This is a genomic window from Bradyrhizobium sp. HKCCYLS3013 (assembly GCF_051167615.1).
In the GTDB taxonomy this organism is placed as follows: domain Bacteria; phylum Pseudomonadota; class Alphaproteobacteria; order Rhizobiales; family Xanthobacteraceae; genus Bradyrhizobium.
Window position 1 is genome coordinate 18871 of record NZ_JBNPTK010000030.1, and the last position, 15172, is coordinate 34042.

Here is a 15172-nt window from a genome sequence, read left to right on the forward strand (position 1 = left end):
GCTATCATGACCAAACTGTACAGCGAGATCTGCAAGGACATCTCGGGTAACCTGAAGACGCTGCGCAAGGACATTCCGGACGTGATGCAGGGCTTCTCTGCATTGGCGAGGGCCGCCGCCGCTGATGGCGCGCTCGACAAGAAGACCAAAGAGCTGATCGCGCTGGCGATCGGGGTCGCCGTCCGGTGCGACGGCTGCATCGGCTTCCACGCGGAGGCGCTCGTCCGTCTCGGTGCAAGCCGGCAGGAGGTCGAGGAGACGCTCGGCATGGCGATCTACATGGGCGGCGGACCGTCGTTGATGTATGCCGCCGATGCGATTGCGGCGTTCGAGCAATTCCAGCAACAGGCAGCCGCCGCCTGAGCGCAGGTTCAGTCGCAGATATCGAGAATGGCCAGCATGTAGATGCGGATCATGTCGAGATAGTCGGGAATGTCGACGCGCTCGTCCGGCATCGTGTTGTAGCGGCCGCCCGGCCCGCAGACGATGCCCTCCATGCCGCCATACGTATAGAGATGGCCGGCATCGGTGCCGTAGAAGCAGCTCGGCGCCACCGGGCCGGTCGGCTGGGAGGCGCCACGCACGACGCGATAGGCATTGTTGACGGCACGGACGATCGGGCTGTCCGGCGCGACCTCGAACGGCGGCATGGTCGGCACGCCGGCGCGGTCCTCCGACATCAGATGGGCCTTCAGGCCGGGAAAACGCCCCTCCAGCGCATCGAGCTCGCGCCGCATGTCCGCGAGCGCGCCCTGCTCGGTCTGCCCTGGAGCGTAACGGCCGGAGCCCTTGATGCGGACGAAATCCGCGACCTGCGGCGTGCGCCATTCGTGCAACTCACGACCGAGCGCGCCGTGCACGACGCCGACATGGACGCGGTTGATGGCCTCATGTGCCGGCGAACGCGCGCCGGAGAACCGCATCGCGTTGAGACGCGGAATGAGATCGCAGGCGGCGGTGATCGCGTCCACCGCCTCCTCGCGCTTCGACAGATGCCGCGTGTTGCCGACGAGCTCGATGATGAACATGAAGGCCGCGGCATGCATCGTCATCGCCTTGAGGTCGGTCGGCTCCGAATTGATGAAATAGTCGGCGCGCAGCCCCTGCTCTAGCAGCGAATAGGTGCCGACTCCACCCTGCAGCTCGCCGACCACATAGGTCAGGATGACATCGCCCCGCAGCTTCACGCCGGCCTCGATCAGCGTCTTGACCGCGCAGAAATAGGCGGCGTCGCCGGCCTTCATATTTGACACGCCGATGCCGTAGATGAAGTCGTCGTCAACCTTCCCCGCCCAGGGATCGACGGTCCAGCCCTCGGTCACCGGATTTGTATCGACATGGCCGTTGAAGAGCAGGCTCTTGCCGCCGCCGGTGCCGTGCCAGCGGCCGACCGCGTTGACCCGGCCCTCGGCCCCGAACGGAGCGAGGGCGGCATCCAGGCCGATCGCGCTCATCTGTTCGGCCATGAAGGCCGCGAGCTGCTTCTCGCCCTCGGTCTTCGAATAGCTCTTGTGCTGTACCATGCGCGACAGCAGCGCGAGCGAGGCGGGAATATCGATGCGGGCGAGCAGGTCGTTGCGGTCCATCGGGTCAATCCTTGCGGTCAGCCAACCGGCGCTGGCGAGGCCGCCATCAGCTCGCGGGTGTAAGGGTGAACGTCTTCGGCGCCGAAAGCATCAACGGCGCGGCTGTCGACGAGCTGGCCATGACGCATCACGACGATGCGGTGCGCGATCCGCCGGATCAGATTGAGGTCGTGGGTAATGAACAGATAGGCCGCGCCGGTCTCGGCGCGCAACGCCAGCAGCAGCTCGATGATCCGGGCCTGGACGGAGACGTCGAGCGGCGCCGTGATCTCGTCGCAGATCACGAGCCGCGGCCGTGCCGCAAACGCGCGCGCGATCGCGACGCGCTGCTTCTCGCCACCGGAGAGCTGGTGCGGCCAGCGCATCGCATAGGAGGCCGGCAGTCGCACCTGCTCCAGGAGCCGCGGCACGGCGGCGACGTCGCCGCCATAGAGTTTCAGGGGACGCGACAGGATCTCACCGATCCGATGGCGCGGATTGAGCGAGGAATCCGGGTGCTGGAACACGATCTGAACATCGCGACGATAGGCCCGGTTCATGTCGCCAGCCCCGCGCAGCGTCCGGCCGTCGAAGCTGATCGTGCCGTCGAAGCGGGCGAGCCCGGTGAGGGCGCGAGCGACTGACGACTTTCCCGAACCGGATTCACCGACGAGGCCGACGATTTCGCCGGCGCGGACGTGGACGTCGACGGCCTTGGTCGCCGGCGGCGGCGCCGCACGGAACAGCCCGCCTCGGCCGTAGTGAACCTCAATGCCGCGTGCGTCGAGCACCAGGGCCGCGCCCGGCTGATCGTTCACGAGCCGCCGTTCCGGACGCGGCACCGCGGCGATGAGCGCCTTGGTGTAGTCGTGCCGCGGCGTGCGGAAGATATCGGACGCGGGCGCCTGCTCGACGATGCGGCCGTGTTGGATGACTGCGACGCGATCGGCGACGCGGGTCATCATCGCGAGATCGTGCGAGATGTAGAGCGCAGCGACACCGGTCTCCGCCCGCAACCGCGCAAACAGCTCGATGATGCGGGCGCCGGTGATGACGTCGAGCGCCGTCGTGGGCTCATCGAACAGGATGACATCGGGCCGGCAGCCGAAGGCCGTCGCGATGATCACACGCTGCTTCTCTCCGCCCGAGATCTCGTGCGGATAGCGCCGCAGCACCGCCGCGGGATTGCGGAGCTCGACATGGCCGAGCAGATCGATCGCGAGATCCCTGGCGGCCCGCGCATTCAAATCGCGATGACGCATCAGCGCCTCGGAGATCTGACGGCCGATGGTCAAGGTCGGATTGAGCGCTGTCGACGGGTCTTGGAACACCATGCCGATGCGGCGGCCACGGACCGCGGTCAGTCGCTTCGGGCTGAGGGACCGCAGGTCGAGGTCGCCCAGACGCAGCGAACCCGAGACTTCCAGGGCATTGGCCGGCAGATGCCGCATCAACGCCCAGGCCAGCGAGCTCTTGCCGGAGCCGGATTCGCCGACGAGGCCGAGCACCTCGCCGGGCGCGATCTCGAGTGACACGTCGCGCAGCACCTCGACGGCGCCCGCCGAGGTGACATAGTCCAGCCCGTAGTCGGTGATGGCGAGCGCCGGCCTCATCGATCGTCCCGCGGATTCAGCGCGTCGCGCAGGGCATCGCCGACGAGATTGAAGGCGATCGCCGACAGCGCGATCGCGGCCGAGGGCGCGATCAGGAGCCATGGCGCCCGGTGCATGTATTGGCGCGCATCGGCGACCATGAGCCCCCATTCCGAGGCCGGCGGCTGCGCACCCAGGCCAAGGAAGCTGAGCGTCGCGAACAGCATCACCGCGAATGACACGCGGATGGTGGCCTCGATGATGATCGGGCCCATCACGTTCGGAAGCATCTCGCGGAAGATGATCTGCGAGGCCGCCTCGCCGCGCGCGATGGCAGCCTTGACGTAGTCCTGATTGCGTACCGCAAGCGCCACGGAGCGCGTGACCCGCGCCATGCCCGGCGCAAACGCAAAGGCAATCGCGATCACCGCGTTGATAGCCCCATTGCCCAGCGTGCTGACCAGCAGCAGCGCCATCAGAAGACCCGGAATGGCCATCACCGCATCGTTGGTGCGCATGATGAATTCGTCGGCCTTGCCGCCGAGATAGGCCGATGCGACGCCGATCACGGCGCCCATCGCGCTGCCGGCGAGCGTCGCCGCCAGCGCCATCGGAACGGTGGCGCGCGCTCCGGACAACAGGCGGCTCAGCACGTCGCGGCCGAACTGGTCGGCCCCCAGCCAGTTCTGCCATCCGGGGGCGCGGAAGCGGCCGAGAAAATCCATCTTCTCCGCCCCATAGGGCGCGAGCCACGGGCCGAGGATGCAGACGATCGCGAGCGCAACGAGCAGCGTCACGCTGATCGCGCCCTGCGGCTTGCGGATCATGCGGCCGAGCAGCTCAATCATAGCTGATCCGCCTGTCGAGCAGCGCGTAGACGACGTCCGCCAGCGTGTTGGTGATGGCATAGGTGACCGCCATGATCATCGCGCCGGCCTGGATCGACGGCAGATCGCGGGTGGTGATGGCGATCATCAATGCGCGGCCGATGCCGGGAATGGCGAAGATCTCCTCGATGACGATGATGCCGCCTAGGAGATAGCCGACGTCGAGCGCGACGATGGTGATGACCGGCAGCAGCGCGTTGCGCATCACGTGCCGCACCAGCACCGTCCGCTCGGGCAGGCCTTTCAGCCGCGCCGCGCGGACGTAGTCGGACTGCAGCACGTCCAGCGTCTCCGACCGCATCATGCGCATCACATGCGCGACGAGAATGACCGACACCGTCAGGACCGGAAGGATCAGGTGGCGGAGCGCCAGCCCGGTATCCTCCAGCGGCGACACGTAGCCGGTCGCCGGCAGCCATGGCAGGATGTCGGTCAGCAGCAGCGCGAGCACGGTTGCGGTGACGAACTCCGGCAGGGAGACCCCGAGATAGGCGACCACGCTGGCGGCCGTATCCGCCGGCCGCCCCCTGCGGAGCGCCGCGAAGATTCCGAGCGGGACCGCGATCAGAAGGGTGACGACGAGTGCGACGGCTGCCAGCAGCAGCGAGCGCGACAGCGCCGTCAGCATCTCCGGCGCGACCGGCAGGCCGGTGCGCATGGAGACGCCGAAATTGCCGATGGCCGCGTGCGCGACCCAATGCGCGAATTGCAGCCAGACCGGGTCGTCGAGCCCGAGCCGGCCGCGAACGGCGGCCAGCGCCTCCGGCGAGGCGTTCTCGCCAAGCAGCGTCTGCGCGGCATCAGCCGGCAGCGCCTGCGTGATGGCGAACACCAGCACGCTGACGATGACGACCGTGTAGGCCATCAGGAGCAGCCGCCGCAGCAGCCAGGCGAATGACACCGCTCGGATCCCGCCTCAGCTGCGCTTGGGCGCGCCTGCGCCGAGCGAGACGAGATCGAGCCGGAACACCGACCCGCGCGGATGCAGCTGGTATCCTTCCACATAGGCGCGCTGCGCCGCCAGGATGTCGAAGAAGACCGGAATCACCGACGGCACCTCCTCGCTCATCATCGTCTGGGCCCGCGCATAGAGCGCGGCGCGATTGGCATCGTCGGTCTCGCTGCGCGCCGCGTTGACGATCTCGTCGAAGCGCGCATTGTTCCAGCGCGTCTCATTCCAGGCCGCATCCGAAGTGTAGAGCAGCTTGAAGATCGCGTCGGCGGTCGACTGCATGTTGTAGAAGCCGACGTAGAAATTGCCCTTCTTCCAGACCTGGTCGAGATAAGTTGCGTGCGGCATCGTCTGAACGTTGATACGGAAGCCCGCGGGCGCCGCCATCTCACGGATCGCAACACCGAGCTGCGTGCGCGTGTCCGGCTTGTCGGACGCCACCATCGTCAGGTCGATCCCGGAGGGATAGCCGGCATCGGCGAGCAGTTGCTTGGCCTTGGCGATATCGGGCTTCTTCAGTTTGCTGTCCTGATAGAAGCGGTAGGCGGGGCTCAGCGGCGTATCGTTGCCGGGCGTGCCATAGCCGCCGGCCACGAAGCCGGCCATGGCCTCGCGATCGATAGTCAGCGCCAGCGCCTGGCGCACGCGAACGTCGTTGAAGGGCTTCTGGTCGCAGCCCATGTTGACGTTCAGAAACTGCCCCGAGGGAATCCGCACCGCCTTGACACCACTGGCCTTGCCGAGCCGGTCATATTCGCCGGGCGTGGTCGACAACATGAGATCGATGTCGCCCGAAATCAGAGCCGACGCCTCAGCCGTACGGTCGGGATAGACGAGGATCTCGACGCGATCGAGTAAAGGTCGCGCGGGATCGTAATAGGCCGGGTTGCGCTCGACGACGATCTTGCGGTCCGGCTCGTAGGACACGAGCTTGAACGGCCCCGACCCATTCGGCTTGGTGGCAAGGCTGGCAAGATCAGCGGCAACGACCTTCGCAGGCACGATGCGCGCATTGTTGTAGGCGAGCGCGACCGGAAAATCGGCGAAGGCAACCGACAACGTGAACCGAACGGTCGACGGATCGACGGCGACGACGTCCTTGATCGGGCCGACATTGGTGCGCGCCGGTGACGCGGTCTTCGGATCGAGGATTGCCTTGAAGGTCGAAACGACATCCTCCGCCGTCAGCGGCGAGCCGTCGTGGAAGCTGAGATTGGGCCGCAGCTTGAACGTCCACTCGGTGAGCCCCGCGCCGGCCTGCCAGGACAAGGCGAGGTCCGGCTCGACCGACATGTCCGGCTTCAACCGGGTCAGGTTGGAATAGAGCAGCTCGGTGATGAGGTATTCCGGATTGACACGCGCGAGCAGCGGATGAATGACCGCCGCGCCCTGATCGACCGAGATCCGCAACACGCCGCCGCGCTTCGGCGCCTCGGCGGAGAGAGAGACTTGCGGCAGAGCACCAAGCACGAGCGCGGAGCCGGCAAGAAAATGGCGACGGGTCACGGACGGCATCAGGCGAAGTCCTTTTCAGGCGTGATGGCTTCGGGAGAGAGCTCGGGACGGAACTCGGCTGCAAGATAGGCGAGCACCGACTTTGCCAATGCGACGATGTCGGCGAGCGTCGTGGATTCGCCCGGCGCATGAATGCGGCTATCGGGCTTTCCCAGGCCCGTGAGCAGCACCTCCTGCACGCCCGTGGCCTGCTGCACCCAGCCGAAATCGGAGCAACCGGACGCCCCCCAGCGCGCGAAGTCTTCCGCCGCGTAGCCGAAGCCGGCCGACAGCGCCTGCTGCCAGCGCGGCCAATGCGGCCCGCCGGGATCGGATGTCGGCATCAGATGGCCGGTGAGGATGATCTCGACGTCGAGGACATCGGCGGCCCGCCGGATCGCCGCCTCGATCTCGCGGCGTGCGGTGGCGAAGTCCTCCTCGGGCGCATAGCGGCGGCATACGAGAATCTCGACCAGCGAAGGGATCTGTCCGCCGCACTGGCCACCATGAATGGCTGAGATGTCCAGGCTCCCCGCGAGAGGTCCGGCTGCCTGCGGCGGTGGCGGCAATGCCGACGTCCGCTGCGCGATGACCGGTTTGAGGGCCGCGAGCGCATTGAGGATCGGCAGCGCCGCCTCGATCGCGTTGGCGCCGGCGCGGCGCTGCTCGCCGGCATGCGCCGGCTTGCCGTGAACCCGCACCGTGAGCGTGAACAGGCCGAAGCAGCCGGCCCAGATCCGCGGCACGGCGCTGCCGTTGAAGTTGAGGATGTGACCTTCGAGACGGCCCTGCTCGGCAAGGTAACGCACGCCGGGATAAAGCCCTGCCTCCTCGTCGGTGCACAGCAACAACATCGGATCATAGGCCAGCGGCAGTCCGGTCTGCTGCGCGCCGCGGAGCGCGAGCAGCGCCGCCGCGATCGATCCCTTCATGTCGGCTGCGCCGAGTCCGATCAGACGATCACCGTCACGGCCCAGTTGCAGCGGATCGGTGGCCCAGCCTGGCGCAGGCGGCACCGTATCGACGTGGAAATAGAGCCCGAGCACCGGTTTGCCGGAGCGACGCCGTGCGACCAGATTGGTGCGCGATCCATGCGCCGCCGGTGCGCGCCACAGCTCCTCCGGAACGATCACGCGCTCGCAATCCAGCGCCAGCGGCGAAGCAAGCTGTTCCATCACGTCGGCAAAGGCATCGTAGCCGGCCCCCGGCGGAAAGCTGGTGTCGACCGCCACCATCTTCCGCAGGTCCTCGACCGCCGTCTCGGCCATGGCGTCGATCGCGGCAAAAGCGCCGGCCAGACTGCGCGCGCCCCGGTCCGCTGGAATGCCCTCAGAAATCATTTGCGGTCTGCTCAATCCTATATTCTATATAGAAATAGAATTCACGACGCGGCATTTGTCAATTCCATGAAAAAGGCAGCTGTGGCCAGCAAAGCGGCAGACGGGGTCGGCGCGGGTCCGGGCGCCCTTCCGGTGCCGCTCTACGAGCATGTCAAGCGCCAGATCGCCGAGGCGATCCTGATCGGCGACATGCCGCCCGGCACGGTGCTGCCCGGCGAGGTCGCGCTCGCCAATCAATATGGCGTCGCCGTCGGCACCATCCGCCGCGCGCTGGCCGATCTCACCGCGGGCGGCATGCTGATGCGCCGGCGCAAGACCGGCACGGTGGTGACGGGCCGCGCGTCGCAGCATGGGCTCAGTTTCTTCTTCCAGTACTTCCGCCTGCTCGGCGCGGACGGCAGCCTGCTGCACTCGGAGGCCGAGGTGCTGTCGGTGACGACACGCGCCGCCGAACGGGACGATGCGGCGCTGTTCGCGGTGGCCGATGGCGAGCCGCTGCTGCATCTTCATCGCATCCGCCGCGTCGCCGGCGCGCCGGTGCTGCATTCGCGGATCTCGATGGTCGGGAGCCGCGTGCCGGGATTTGCGCGCGAGCCGAAGAAGGTCCCTGCCCTGATCTACCGCCATCTGCTCGAGGCCTATGGCATCCGGATCGCCGCGGTGCGCGAGAAGGTGACAGCCGAGGTCGCCACCAAGGAGGACCGCAAGCTGCTCGGCCTGCCCTCTCCGAGCGCCGTGCTCGTGATCGACGAGGAAGCCTACGACCAGACCGGCGCGCTGGCGATCCTCAGCCAGCACCGCGCCACGACGGCGCAGCACTACTACTCGAACGAGATCCGCTGAGCACGCATCGCGTCAGCAGCCCCAGCGCAGCGCCGCGGTGTGCACCGGCGCGTCCCACAGCGCCAGCGACGCATCATCGAGCGCGGTCACGGTGAGCGAGCAGCCGGCCATGTCGAGCGACGTGACGTAGGAACCGACCAGCCCGCGCGCGATGGCGAGCCCGCGCCCTTCCAGGATGCGCCGCGCCGCATGGGCCATCACGTACAACTCCATCGCCGGCGTGGCCCCGAAGCCGTTGACCAGCAGCAGGCACGGCGTTCCCGGCTTCGCTGCGAGATCGGTTAGGATCGCGCCCATCATCTCCTCGGCGATGGCGTCCGCGGAGGCCAGCTTGACCCGGCGGCGGCCGGGCTCGCCATGGATGCCGACGCCCATCTCCATCTCGTCCTCGCCGAGCGTGAAGGTCGGCCTGCCGGCGGCCGGCACCGTGCAGGACGTCAGCGCCACGCCCATCGATCGGGTGCGCCTGTTGACGTCGTCACCGAGCGCCTTCAGCGCGTCGAGATGGCGGCCCTGCTCGGCCGCGGCGCCGAGCATCTTCTCCACGACCAGCGTACCGGCAACGCCGCGGCGGCCGGTCGAATAGGTCGAGGTCTCGACCGCGACGTCGTCGTCGGTGATCACGGTCGCGACCTTGCCCTCCATCATCTCCGCGGCCATCGCGAAATTCATCACGTCGCCTTCGTAGTTCTTGACGATGAACAGCGCGCCCGCGCCGGTGTCCACGGCCTGCGCGGCCGCGAGCATCTGGTCCGGTGTCGGCGAGGTGAAGACCTGGCCTGGACAGGCGGCATCGAGCATGCCCGGCCCGACGAAGCCGGCATGCAGCGGCTCGTGGCCGGAGCCGCCGCCGGAGATCAATGCAACCTTGCCCGGCTTGAGGCTCTTGCGGCGTACGAACTTGTTTTCCTCACCAAGCGTGACGATGTCGCCATGCACCGCGGCAAATCCCTGCAGGCTCTCGGTCAGCACGTCGTCGACGGCGTTGATCAGCTTCTTCATGGCTTCCCTCCCGGCTCGGATTCGTCCTGGTTTTCGTTGGCTGAGATCAGCGCGGTGATGCCGCGCGCGACGCCGGTGATGATGCGGTCGGCATGGGCGTTGAGCGCGGGGTCGCCAAAGTCCGGCAGCTCGACCACCAGACGCCGCATCGGCCGCTGCGCCTCGGCCTCGTCCAGCCGGCCCGGATGCGCGGCGCGGTAGGCGGTCAGAAACGCCTGCTGCTCATGCGGCGAGAAGTGACAGATGTGGAAGATGGTCTCGAGATGCTGCAGCGGGATCGGCGTCGCATAGGCCGGATTGACGATCTGCGAGATGAAGCTGCGGTTCTTGCCGATTGCCTCCGCCAGCCGCTGCCGCGTGCCGGAGGGACGGCTGTCGATGACCGCGCGCAGGATCGCCTTGTACTCGGCAAGCGGGCTTGCGGCCCCCGATGCATCCTGGTCACTCATGCGCCCTCTTCCGCCACCTTGGCGAGGTCAAGCTCGCGGATCGCCGCCTTCACCAGCGGCAGCAGGCCCGGCGCGACCGACAGCGCGCGCACGCCGACCCCAAGCAGCGCCGAAATCGCTCTGACATCACCGGCGGCGTCGCCGCAGATCGAGACGTCCACGCCCCGCGCCCGACCGGCGCGCACCACATGGGCAATCATCGCCAGCACCCCCGGATGCAGGACGTCGGCATAGTCGGCGACCTCGGCGCCGTCGCGCGAGGCAGCGGTCGCGTATTGCGTCAGGTCGTTGGTGCCGATCGAGAAGAAGTCCGCAACGAAGTCATGCGCTGCCAGCGCAGCGGCCGGCACCTCGACCATCATTCCGAAGGCCGGCGCGGCGAACGCGACGTTGGCGCCGGCCAATTCGGCGAGCACGGCGCGGAGATGGTCACGGGCCACGTCCAGTTCCGCTGCATTGGTCACCATCGGCAACATCACCTTGAGCGGTCCGAGCGCAGCGGCGCGGGCCAGCGCGCGCAATTGGACGCGGAAGATCTCGGGATGACGCAAGGACAGGCGGAGGCCACGCAGGCCAAGAAACGGGTTGCTCTCGCCATCGATTGTGTAGCCCGGAATCGGCTTGTCGCCGCCGGCGTCGAGCGTGCGGATCGTAACCGGCCGGCCTTCGGCCCAGCGCACGAGCTCGGCATAGGCGTGATACTGCGCCTCTTCGTCGTGAAGCAGATTGCCGGTGAGAAACTCGGTGCGTGCCAGACCGACGCCGTCGCAGGCTGCGGCCGGAAGCAGCGTCATGTCTGCAGGGCCGGAGATGTTGAGGAGCACCGAGACGACGGTGCCGTCGCGCGTCAGCGCCGGTTCGTGCTGCCGCGCCCTTGCCTCCGCCCTGCGGCGCGAGACCGTCTCGTCCTCCGCCCGCGCGGCGGCGACAATGTGCGCGCTGGGATCGACGATGACGACACCGCGACCGCCATCGACCAGCAGATCCCCTGCCAGCGTCTCCCAATCGCGGCCGAGCCCGACCACCATCGGCACGCCGCGGCCGCGCGCCAGCATCGCGACGTGACTGGTCGGGCTGCCCTCGCCGAGCGCGATGCCGCCGCCGCTGGTCCAATCGATGGCGAGGAACGTCGATGGCGCCAGATCATGCGCGACGACGATCGCCCCTTTCGGTACTTCGCCGTTCTGCGGCAGGCCAAGCAAGTGCCGCAGCACGCGGTCCCGGATGTCGCCGAGGTCGCCGGCGCGAGCACGAAAATACTCGTCGTCAGCGGACTCGTAGCCCGCGATCTCCTCCGCCATCGCCGCGCGCCAGGCCTCATCCGCAGCGACACCGCCCTCGATCTGAACGTAAGCCGCCTCCGTCAGCGCATCGTCTTCGAGCAGCGCGAGCTGAAAGCCGATTAGCTCGGCCGCGTCTCCCTCGAGCCTGCCGATCAGCTCGGCCACGGCCTCGCGTGCATGCGCGACCGCTGTGGCGAGCGCTGCATGCTCCTCGGCGATCGCCCCTTTCCTCCGGCTTGCACCCTCCAGCGCACGCAGGATCGCGGCCGGCCCAATGGCCAACCCGTCCGATGCCCCACGCCCGAAAACGCGCCGCTCCATCATCACTCCTCGTCGAACTTGCGGTCGACCAGATCAACGAGCGCCGCGATGGCCGCCTCGGCATCGGTTCCGTTGGCGCGAAGGAACAGCGTCTCACCCTTGGCCGCCTTGACGCGCATGATCTTCACCGGGCTCTTGGCATCGGTCCAGGGCCCGTCGGCGGCGATCGCGACCTCGATGCTCGACGCAAAGCGCTTCGCGAGCTGGGTCAGTTTGACCGAGGGCCGCGCATGCAGCCCGACCTCGTTGGTCAGCAGCGCATGCGCCTTCGCTTCCTGCATGCCGATCTCTCCACCGTCAGCCATCGTCGTTCCTGCTCATCCGCCCATCAGCTCTTCGGCGGTCGCGCGCACCGCATCGAGCGGCGAGCCGCCGGAGGCCTCCGTCGCCGCCATCACGGCGCCTTCGACCAGCGGCGCATTGCAGATCACGATGCGCTCGCGCCGCTCCTCCGGCATCATCTCCACCGCCATCTCGCTGTTGGTCTCGGCGCCGCCAAGATCGACCAGGATCGCAACGCCCGACTCCGACCACGCCCTGTCGATCGCGCCCATGATGGCGCCGACATCGGTGCCGAGCCCGCCATCGGCATTGCCGCCGACCGCTGCGAGCGGCACGCTGTCGCCGACCATCTGCCGGACCATGTCGGCCGCGCCCTCCGCCACCTTGGCGGAATGCGACACGATGACGATGCCGACATTCTTCTGCTCATTCATGCTCGGGCCTCATTGAAGACGCTGCAGATCGCCTGCACCAGCAGGCTGGACGAGCGCGCGCCGGGATCCATGTGCCCGATCGAACGCTCGCCGAGAAACGAGGCGCGGCCGCGGATCGCCAGCATCGGCACCGTCGCATCGGCAGCTTCAGCGGCGATCGCGGGCAGCCGGGAACCGAGATCGTCGCCACCGGCCGCAAAAGCCGCCTGCACGGGGATCAAGACGTCGAGCATGGTCTTCTGACCTGCTTCCGACTTGCCCCGTGCCTTGACGTCCGCGATGGCGCGACCGAGCGCCGCCGCCGCGTCGGCGGCAGAGGGCTCTGATGGCAGCGCCTTGCCAAGTCCCATCGCCAGCGTGCCGTAGAGCGGACCGGACGCGCCGCCGACCTTCATCACCAGCGCCATGCCGACCGCCTTCAGGGCCTCCGGAAGGGGCTTGGCGGAAATGTTGTCCGCATCGGCGAGCACGGCCTCGAAGCCACGCTTCATATTGAGGCCGTGATCGCCGTCGCCGATCGCCGAATCCAGCGCGGTCAGCTCCTCGGCATGGGCGATCATGGCATCCGCCATCGCCACGATCAGCTTACGCTTGAACGCCTGGTCCATTGTCTATCTCACCCGCTGGCCCGCCCGGTCGAACAGCAGCGGCCGGGTGAACTCGATAGCGACGGAGTCGCCGACTTTCAATTCCGTATCGGGCTCCACCAGGCTGACGATGGTCTGGTCCTGCAGCGTGATATGCAGATGATTCTGATCGCCGAGATGCTCGATCCATTTCACCCGCGCGTCTGCACGGGTCTCGGCGCGCCGGACCGTCATGTGCTCGGTGCGCGCGCCGATCGTCGCGACGTCGCCCGGCATTGCGAGATCCGGGAACAGCCGACGCGGCAGAAGATTGATGCCGGGGCTGCCGAGCCGGGTCGCCACATAGGTATTGTCCGGATCCTCATAGACCTCCCGCGGGCTGCCGACCTGCACCAGACGGCCCTGGTCGATCACGCCGATGCGGTTGGCGAGCGTCATCGCCTCGATCTGGTCGTGGGTGACGTAGAGCATGGTGGCGCCGAGATCCTGCTGGATGCGCTTGAGCTCGATACGCAGCTCCGAACGCAGCTTGGCGTCGAGCGAGGACAGCGGCTCGTCGAGCAATGCAATCGCAGGCCGGCGCACCAGGGCACGGCCGATCGCCACGCGCTGCATCTGGCCGCCCGAGAGCTGAGTGGCGCGATTGCCGAGCTTGTCCTCGATCCGCAGCATCCCCGCGACGTCACGGACGATGCGCTTGATCTCGGCCTCCGCAATCTTGCGCACCGGCGAGCGCAGTGGAAAAGCCAGATTGTCGTACACCGACAGATGCGGATAGAGCGAATATTGCTGGAACACGAAGGTGACGTCGCGCGCGGCCGGCGTCGCCTTGGTCTGGTCGACGCCACCGATGGTGATGCTGCCGCGATCCGGCTGCTCGAGGCCCGCTACCAGGCGCAGCGTCGTGGTCTTGCCGGCACCGGTCGGCCCGAGCAGCACCACGAGCTCGCCATCACGGATGGTCAGCGACAAATCCCGCACCGCCGGCTTTGGGCCGAACGACTTGCTGACGACGTTGAGCCGCGTCTCAGCCATGATGTCGTCCTCCTCTCACCGGCTGTTCATACAGCGCCGTGCGGACCGCACGGCCCGTGGCGGCGTCGAACAGCGACAGCCGGTCGGCGCGGAAGCTGAGCCCGACCGGCTCCGCACGCGCCACGCGGAGCGCCGCGGGCGCGCGTGCCTTGACGGTGCCGTGCGCCGTCGTGACGGTGATGATCTGGGTGGTGCCGAGATATTCGGTGCCAAACACCTCGCCGCGCAGCCCGCCTTCGGCGCTGAGCGTCACCTGCTCCGGCCGCACGCCGAGAACCAGCTCGTCGCTCCCGGCATCCTCGCGCAGCTCGGGCACGCCGATCTCGGCACCGTCGATGCGCACGCAGTTCGTGCCGGCGCCAAGTCGGCTTGCGAAGCGGATGAAGTTCATCGCCGGCGAGCCGATGAAGTCCGCAACGAACATGGTGGCGGGACGGTCATAGATCTCCTGCGGCGTTCCGAGCTGCTCCACGACGCCGCGATTCATCACGGCGATCTTGTCGGCCATCGACATCGCCTCGAGCTGGTCGTGCGTGACGAACACGGTGGTGGCCTTGAGCCGGTCGTGCAAGGCGCGCAGCTCGCCGCACATGATGTGCCGGAACTCCGCATCGAGCGCGCCGAGCGGCTCGTCCATCAGGAACGCCTTGGGCTCGCGGACGATGGCGCGGCCGAGCGCGACGCGCTGGCGATCGCCGCTCGACAACCCGCTGACCGGACGGTCGATCAGATGGTCGATGCGCAGGATGCGCGCGGCTTCCTCGACCCGCCGCCGGATCTCCGCCTTGGGCACGCCCATCGAGACCAAGGGAAAGGCGATGTTGCTGCGCACGTTCATATGCGGGTAGAGCGCGAACAGCTGGAACACCATGGCGATGTCGCGTTCACGCGCACGGCGGAAGGTGACGTCCTCGCCGCCAAGCCTGATCGTGCCCGAGGTCGGCAGCTCCAGGCCTGCGATCATGCGCAAGGTGGTGGTCTTGCCGCAGCCAGACGGACCGAGCAGGCAGAAGAACTCACCATCGGCGATCGTGAAGCTGGTGCCACGCACGGCGGCGAAGCCGCCGAACTCCTTGAACAGATTCTCGATCCGGATCTCGGCCATG

16 protein-coding genes are annotated in these 15172 nt (G+C 67.5%); 2 read left to right on the top strand and 14 right to left on the bottom strand.

The features are described 5' to 3' along the window. The first annotated feature begins 6 nt into the window (after positions 1–6). Positions 7–363 carry a carboxymuconolactone decarboxylase family protein gene (locus ACQR1F_RS31265; RefSeq protein ID WP_315712545.1) on the top strand — a complete coding sequence of 119 codons (357 nt, stop codon included), beginning with the start codon at positions 7–9 and terminating at the stop codon, positions 361–363. 8 nt (positions 364–371) lie between these two features. On the opposite strand, the gene ACQR1F_RS31270 is transcribed toward ACQR1F_RS31265, so the two are convergent. The 6 genes from ACQR1F_RS31270 to ACQR1F_RS31295 are packed head-to-tail and all read right to left on the bottom strand — an operon-like array spanning position 372 to position 7830. Further along, a complete protein-coding gene (locus tag ACQR1F_RS31270) occupies positions 372–1586 on the bottom strand; it encodes a M20 family metallopeptidase (protein WP_315800384.1) in 1215 nt (404 codons plus the stop codon). A gap of 17 nt (positions 1587–1603) precedes the next feature. Next, complete coding sequence (gene nikE / locus ACQR1F_RS31275; protein WP_434914492.1) at positions 1604–3178, bottom strand: nickel ABC transporter ATP-binding protein NikE; 1575 nt, start codon at positions 3176–3178, stop codon at positions 1604–1606. Then, positions 3175–4005: an ABC transporter permease gene (locus ACQR1F_RS31280; RefSeq protein WP_434880826.1), complete on the bottom strand. Its 831-nt coding sequence runs from the start codon at positions 4003–4005 to the stop codon at positions 3175–3177. The genes nikE and ACQR1F_RS31280 overlap by 4 nt, the downstream gene beginning before the upstream one ends. Next, entirely contained in the window at positions 3998–4945 is a 948-nt protein-coding gene (locus tag ACQR1F_RS31285; protein WP_434914493.1) for an ABC transporter permease, read from the bottom strand. Before ACQR1F_RS31285 ends, ACQR1F_RS31280 begins: the two co-directional genes overlap by 8 nt. Positions 4946–4960: 15 nt before the next feature. Next, positions 4961–6511, bottom strand: a complete 1551-nt coding sequence (locus tag ACQR1F_RS31290; protein ID WP_434914494.1) for an ABC transporter substrate-binding protein — start codon at positions 6509–6511, stop codon at positions 4961–4963. Continuing rightward, entirely contained in the window at positions 6511–7830 is a 1320-nt protein-coding gene (locus ACQR1F_RS31295; protein ID WP_434914495.1) for a M20 family metallopeptidase, read from the bottom strand. Before ACQR1F_RS31295 ends, ACQR1F_RS31290 begins: the two co-directional genes overlap by 1 nt. Before the next feature lie 66 nt (positions 7831–7896). Here ACQR1F_RS31295 and ACQR1F_RS31300 point away from each other — a divergent pair, with 66 nt between their 5' ends. Next, positions 7897–8673, top strand: a complete 777-nt coding sequence (locus ACQR1F_RS31300) for a GntR family transcriptional regulator (RefSeq protein ID WP_316183478.1) — start codon at positions 7897–7899, stop codon at positions 8671–8673. Between the two features lie 12 nt (positions 8674–8685). Here ACQR1F_RS31300 and dhaK read toward each other — a convergent pair whose 3' ends face one another. The 8 genes from dhaK to ACQR1F_RS31340 are packed head-to-tail and all read right to left on the bottom strand — an operon-like array spanning position 8686 to position 15171. Beyond that, positions 8686–9675 (bottom strand): dihydroxyacetone kinase subunit DhaK, encoded by a 990-nt coding sequence (gene dhaK / locus ACQR1F_RS31305; protein ID WP_434900270.1) that lies wholly within the window; start codon positions 9673–9675, stop codon positions 8686–8688. Continuing rightward, complete coding sequence (locus ACQR1F_RS31310; protein ID WP_434914496.1) at positions 9672–10124, bottom strand: hypothetical protein; 453 nt, start codon at positions 10122–10124, stop codon at positions 9672–9674. Before ACQR1F_RS31310 ends, dhaK begins: the two co-directional genes overlap by 4 nt. Continuing rightward, complete coding sequence (ptsP, locus tag ACQR1F_RS31315) at positions 10121–11728, bottom strand: phosphoenolpyruvate--protein phosphotransferase (protein WP_434914497.1); 1608 nt, start codon at positions 11726–11728, stop codon at positions 10121–10123. Before ptsP ends, ACQR1F_RS31310 begins: the two co-directional genes overlap by 4 nt. Before the next feature lie 2 nt (positions 11729–11730). Further along, positions 11731–12033 carry an HPr family phosphocarrier protein gene (locus ACQR1F_RS31320; RefSeq protein ID WP_315712559.1) on the bottom strand — a complete coding sequence of 101 codons (303 nt, stop codon included), beginning with the start codon at positions 12031–12033 and terminating at the stop codon, positions 11731–11733. A gap of 12 nt (positions 12034–12045) precedes the next feature. Next, positions 12046–12444: a dihydroxyacetone kinase phosphoryl donor subunit DhaM gene (gene dhaM, locus ACQR1F_RS31325; protein WP_316183475.1), complete on the bottom strand. Its 399-nt coding sequence runs from the start codon at positions 12442–12444 to the stop codon at positions 12046–12048. Beyond that, positions 12441–13052, bottom strand: coding sequence for a dihydroxyacetone kinase subunit DhaL (gene dhaL / locus ACQR1F_RS31330; protein WP_316183474.1), 612 nt, complete (start codon positions 13050–13052; stop codon positions 12441–12443). Before dhaL ends, dhaM begins: the two co-directional genes overlap by 4 nt. A 3-nt stretch (positions 13053–13055) precedes the next feature. Beyond that, positions 13056–14066, bottom strand: a complete 1011-nt coding sequence (locus ACQR1F_RS31335) for an ABC transporter ATP-binding protein (RefSeq protein ID WP_316215585.1) — start codon at positions 14064–14066, stop codon at positions 13056–13058. After that, positions 14059–15171, bottom strand: coding sequence for an ABC transporter ATP-binding protein (locus ACQR1F_RS31340; RefSeq protein ID WP_434914498.1), 1113 nt, complete (start codon positions 15169–15171; stop codon positions 14059–14061). The genes ACQR1F_RS31335 and ACQR1F_RS31340 overlap by 8 nt, the downstream gene beginning before the upstream one ends. Between the last annotated feature and the right edge of the window lies 1 nt (position 15172).

Coding starts and splice junctions, on each gene's coding strand:
- ACQR1F_RS31265 (WP_315712545.1), top strand. CDS start 7: ATGACCAAACTGTACAGCGAGATCTGCAAGGACATCTCGGGTAACCTG.
- ACQR1F_RS31270 (WP_315800384.1), bottom strand. CDS start 1,586: ATGGACCGCAACGACCTGCTCGCCCGCATCGATATTCCCGCCTCGCTC.
- nikE (WP_434914492.1), bottom strand. CDS start 3,178: ATGAGGCCGGCGCTCGCCATCACCGACTACGGGCTGGACTATGTCACC.
- ACQR1F_RS31280 (WP_434880826.1), bottom strand. CDS start 4,005: ATGATTGAGCTGCTCGGCCGCATGATCCGCAAGCCGCAGGGCGCGATC.
- ACQR1F_RS31290 (WP_434914494.1), bottom strand. CDS start 6,511: ATGCCGTCCGTGACCCGTCGCCATTTTCTTGCCGGCTCCGCGCTCGTG.
- ACQR1F_RS31295 (WP_434914495.1), bottom strand. CDS start 7,830: ATGATTTCTGAGGGCATTCCAGCGGACCGGGGCGCGCGCAGTCTGGCC.
- ACQR1F_RS31300 (WP_316183478.1), top strand. CDS start 7,897: ATGAAAAAGGCAGCTGTGGCCAGCAAAGCGGCAGACGGGGTCGGCGCG.
- dhaK (WP_434900270.1), bottom strand. CDS start 9,675: ATGAAGAAGCTGATCAACGCCGTCGACGACGTGCTGACCGAGAGCCTG.
- ACQR1F_RS31310 (WP_434914496.1), bottom strand. CDS start 10,124: ATGAGTGACCAGGATGCATCGGGGGCCGCAAGCCCGCTTGCCGAGTAC.
- ptsP (WP_434914497.1), bottom strand. CDS start 11,728: ATGGAGCGGCGCGTTTTCGGGCGTGGGGCATCGGACGGGTTGGCCATT.
- ACQR1F_RS31320 (WP_315712559.1), bottom strand. CDS start 12,033: ATGGCTGACGGTGGAGAGATCGGCATGCAGGAAGCGAAGGCGCATGCG.
- dhaM (WP_316183475.1), bottom strand. CDS start 12,444: ATGAATGAGCAGAAGAATGTCGGCATCGTCATCGTGTCGCATTCCGCC.
- dhaL (WP_316183474.1), bottom strand. CDS start 13,052: ATGGACCAGGCGTTCAAGCGTAAGCTGATCGTGGCGATGGCGGATGCC.
- ACQR1F_RS31335 (WP_316215585.1), bottom strand. CDS start 14,066: ATGGCTGAGACGCGGCTCAACGTCGTCAGCAAGTCGTTCGGCCCAAAG.
- ACQR1F_RS31340 (WP_434914498.1), bottom strand. CDS start 15,171: ATGGCCGAGATCCGGATCGAGAATCTGTTCAAGGAGTTCGGCGGCTTC.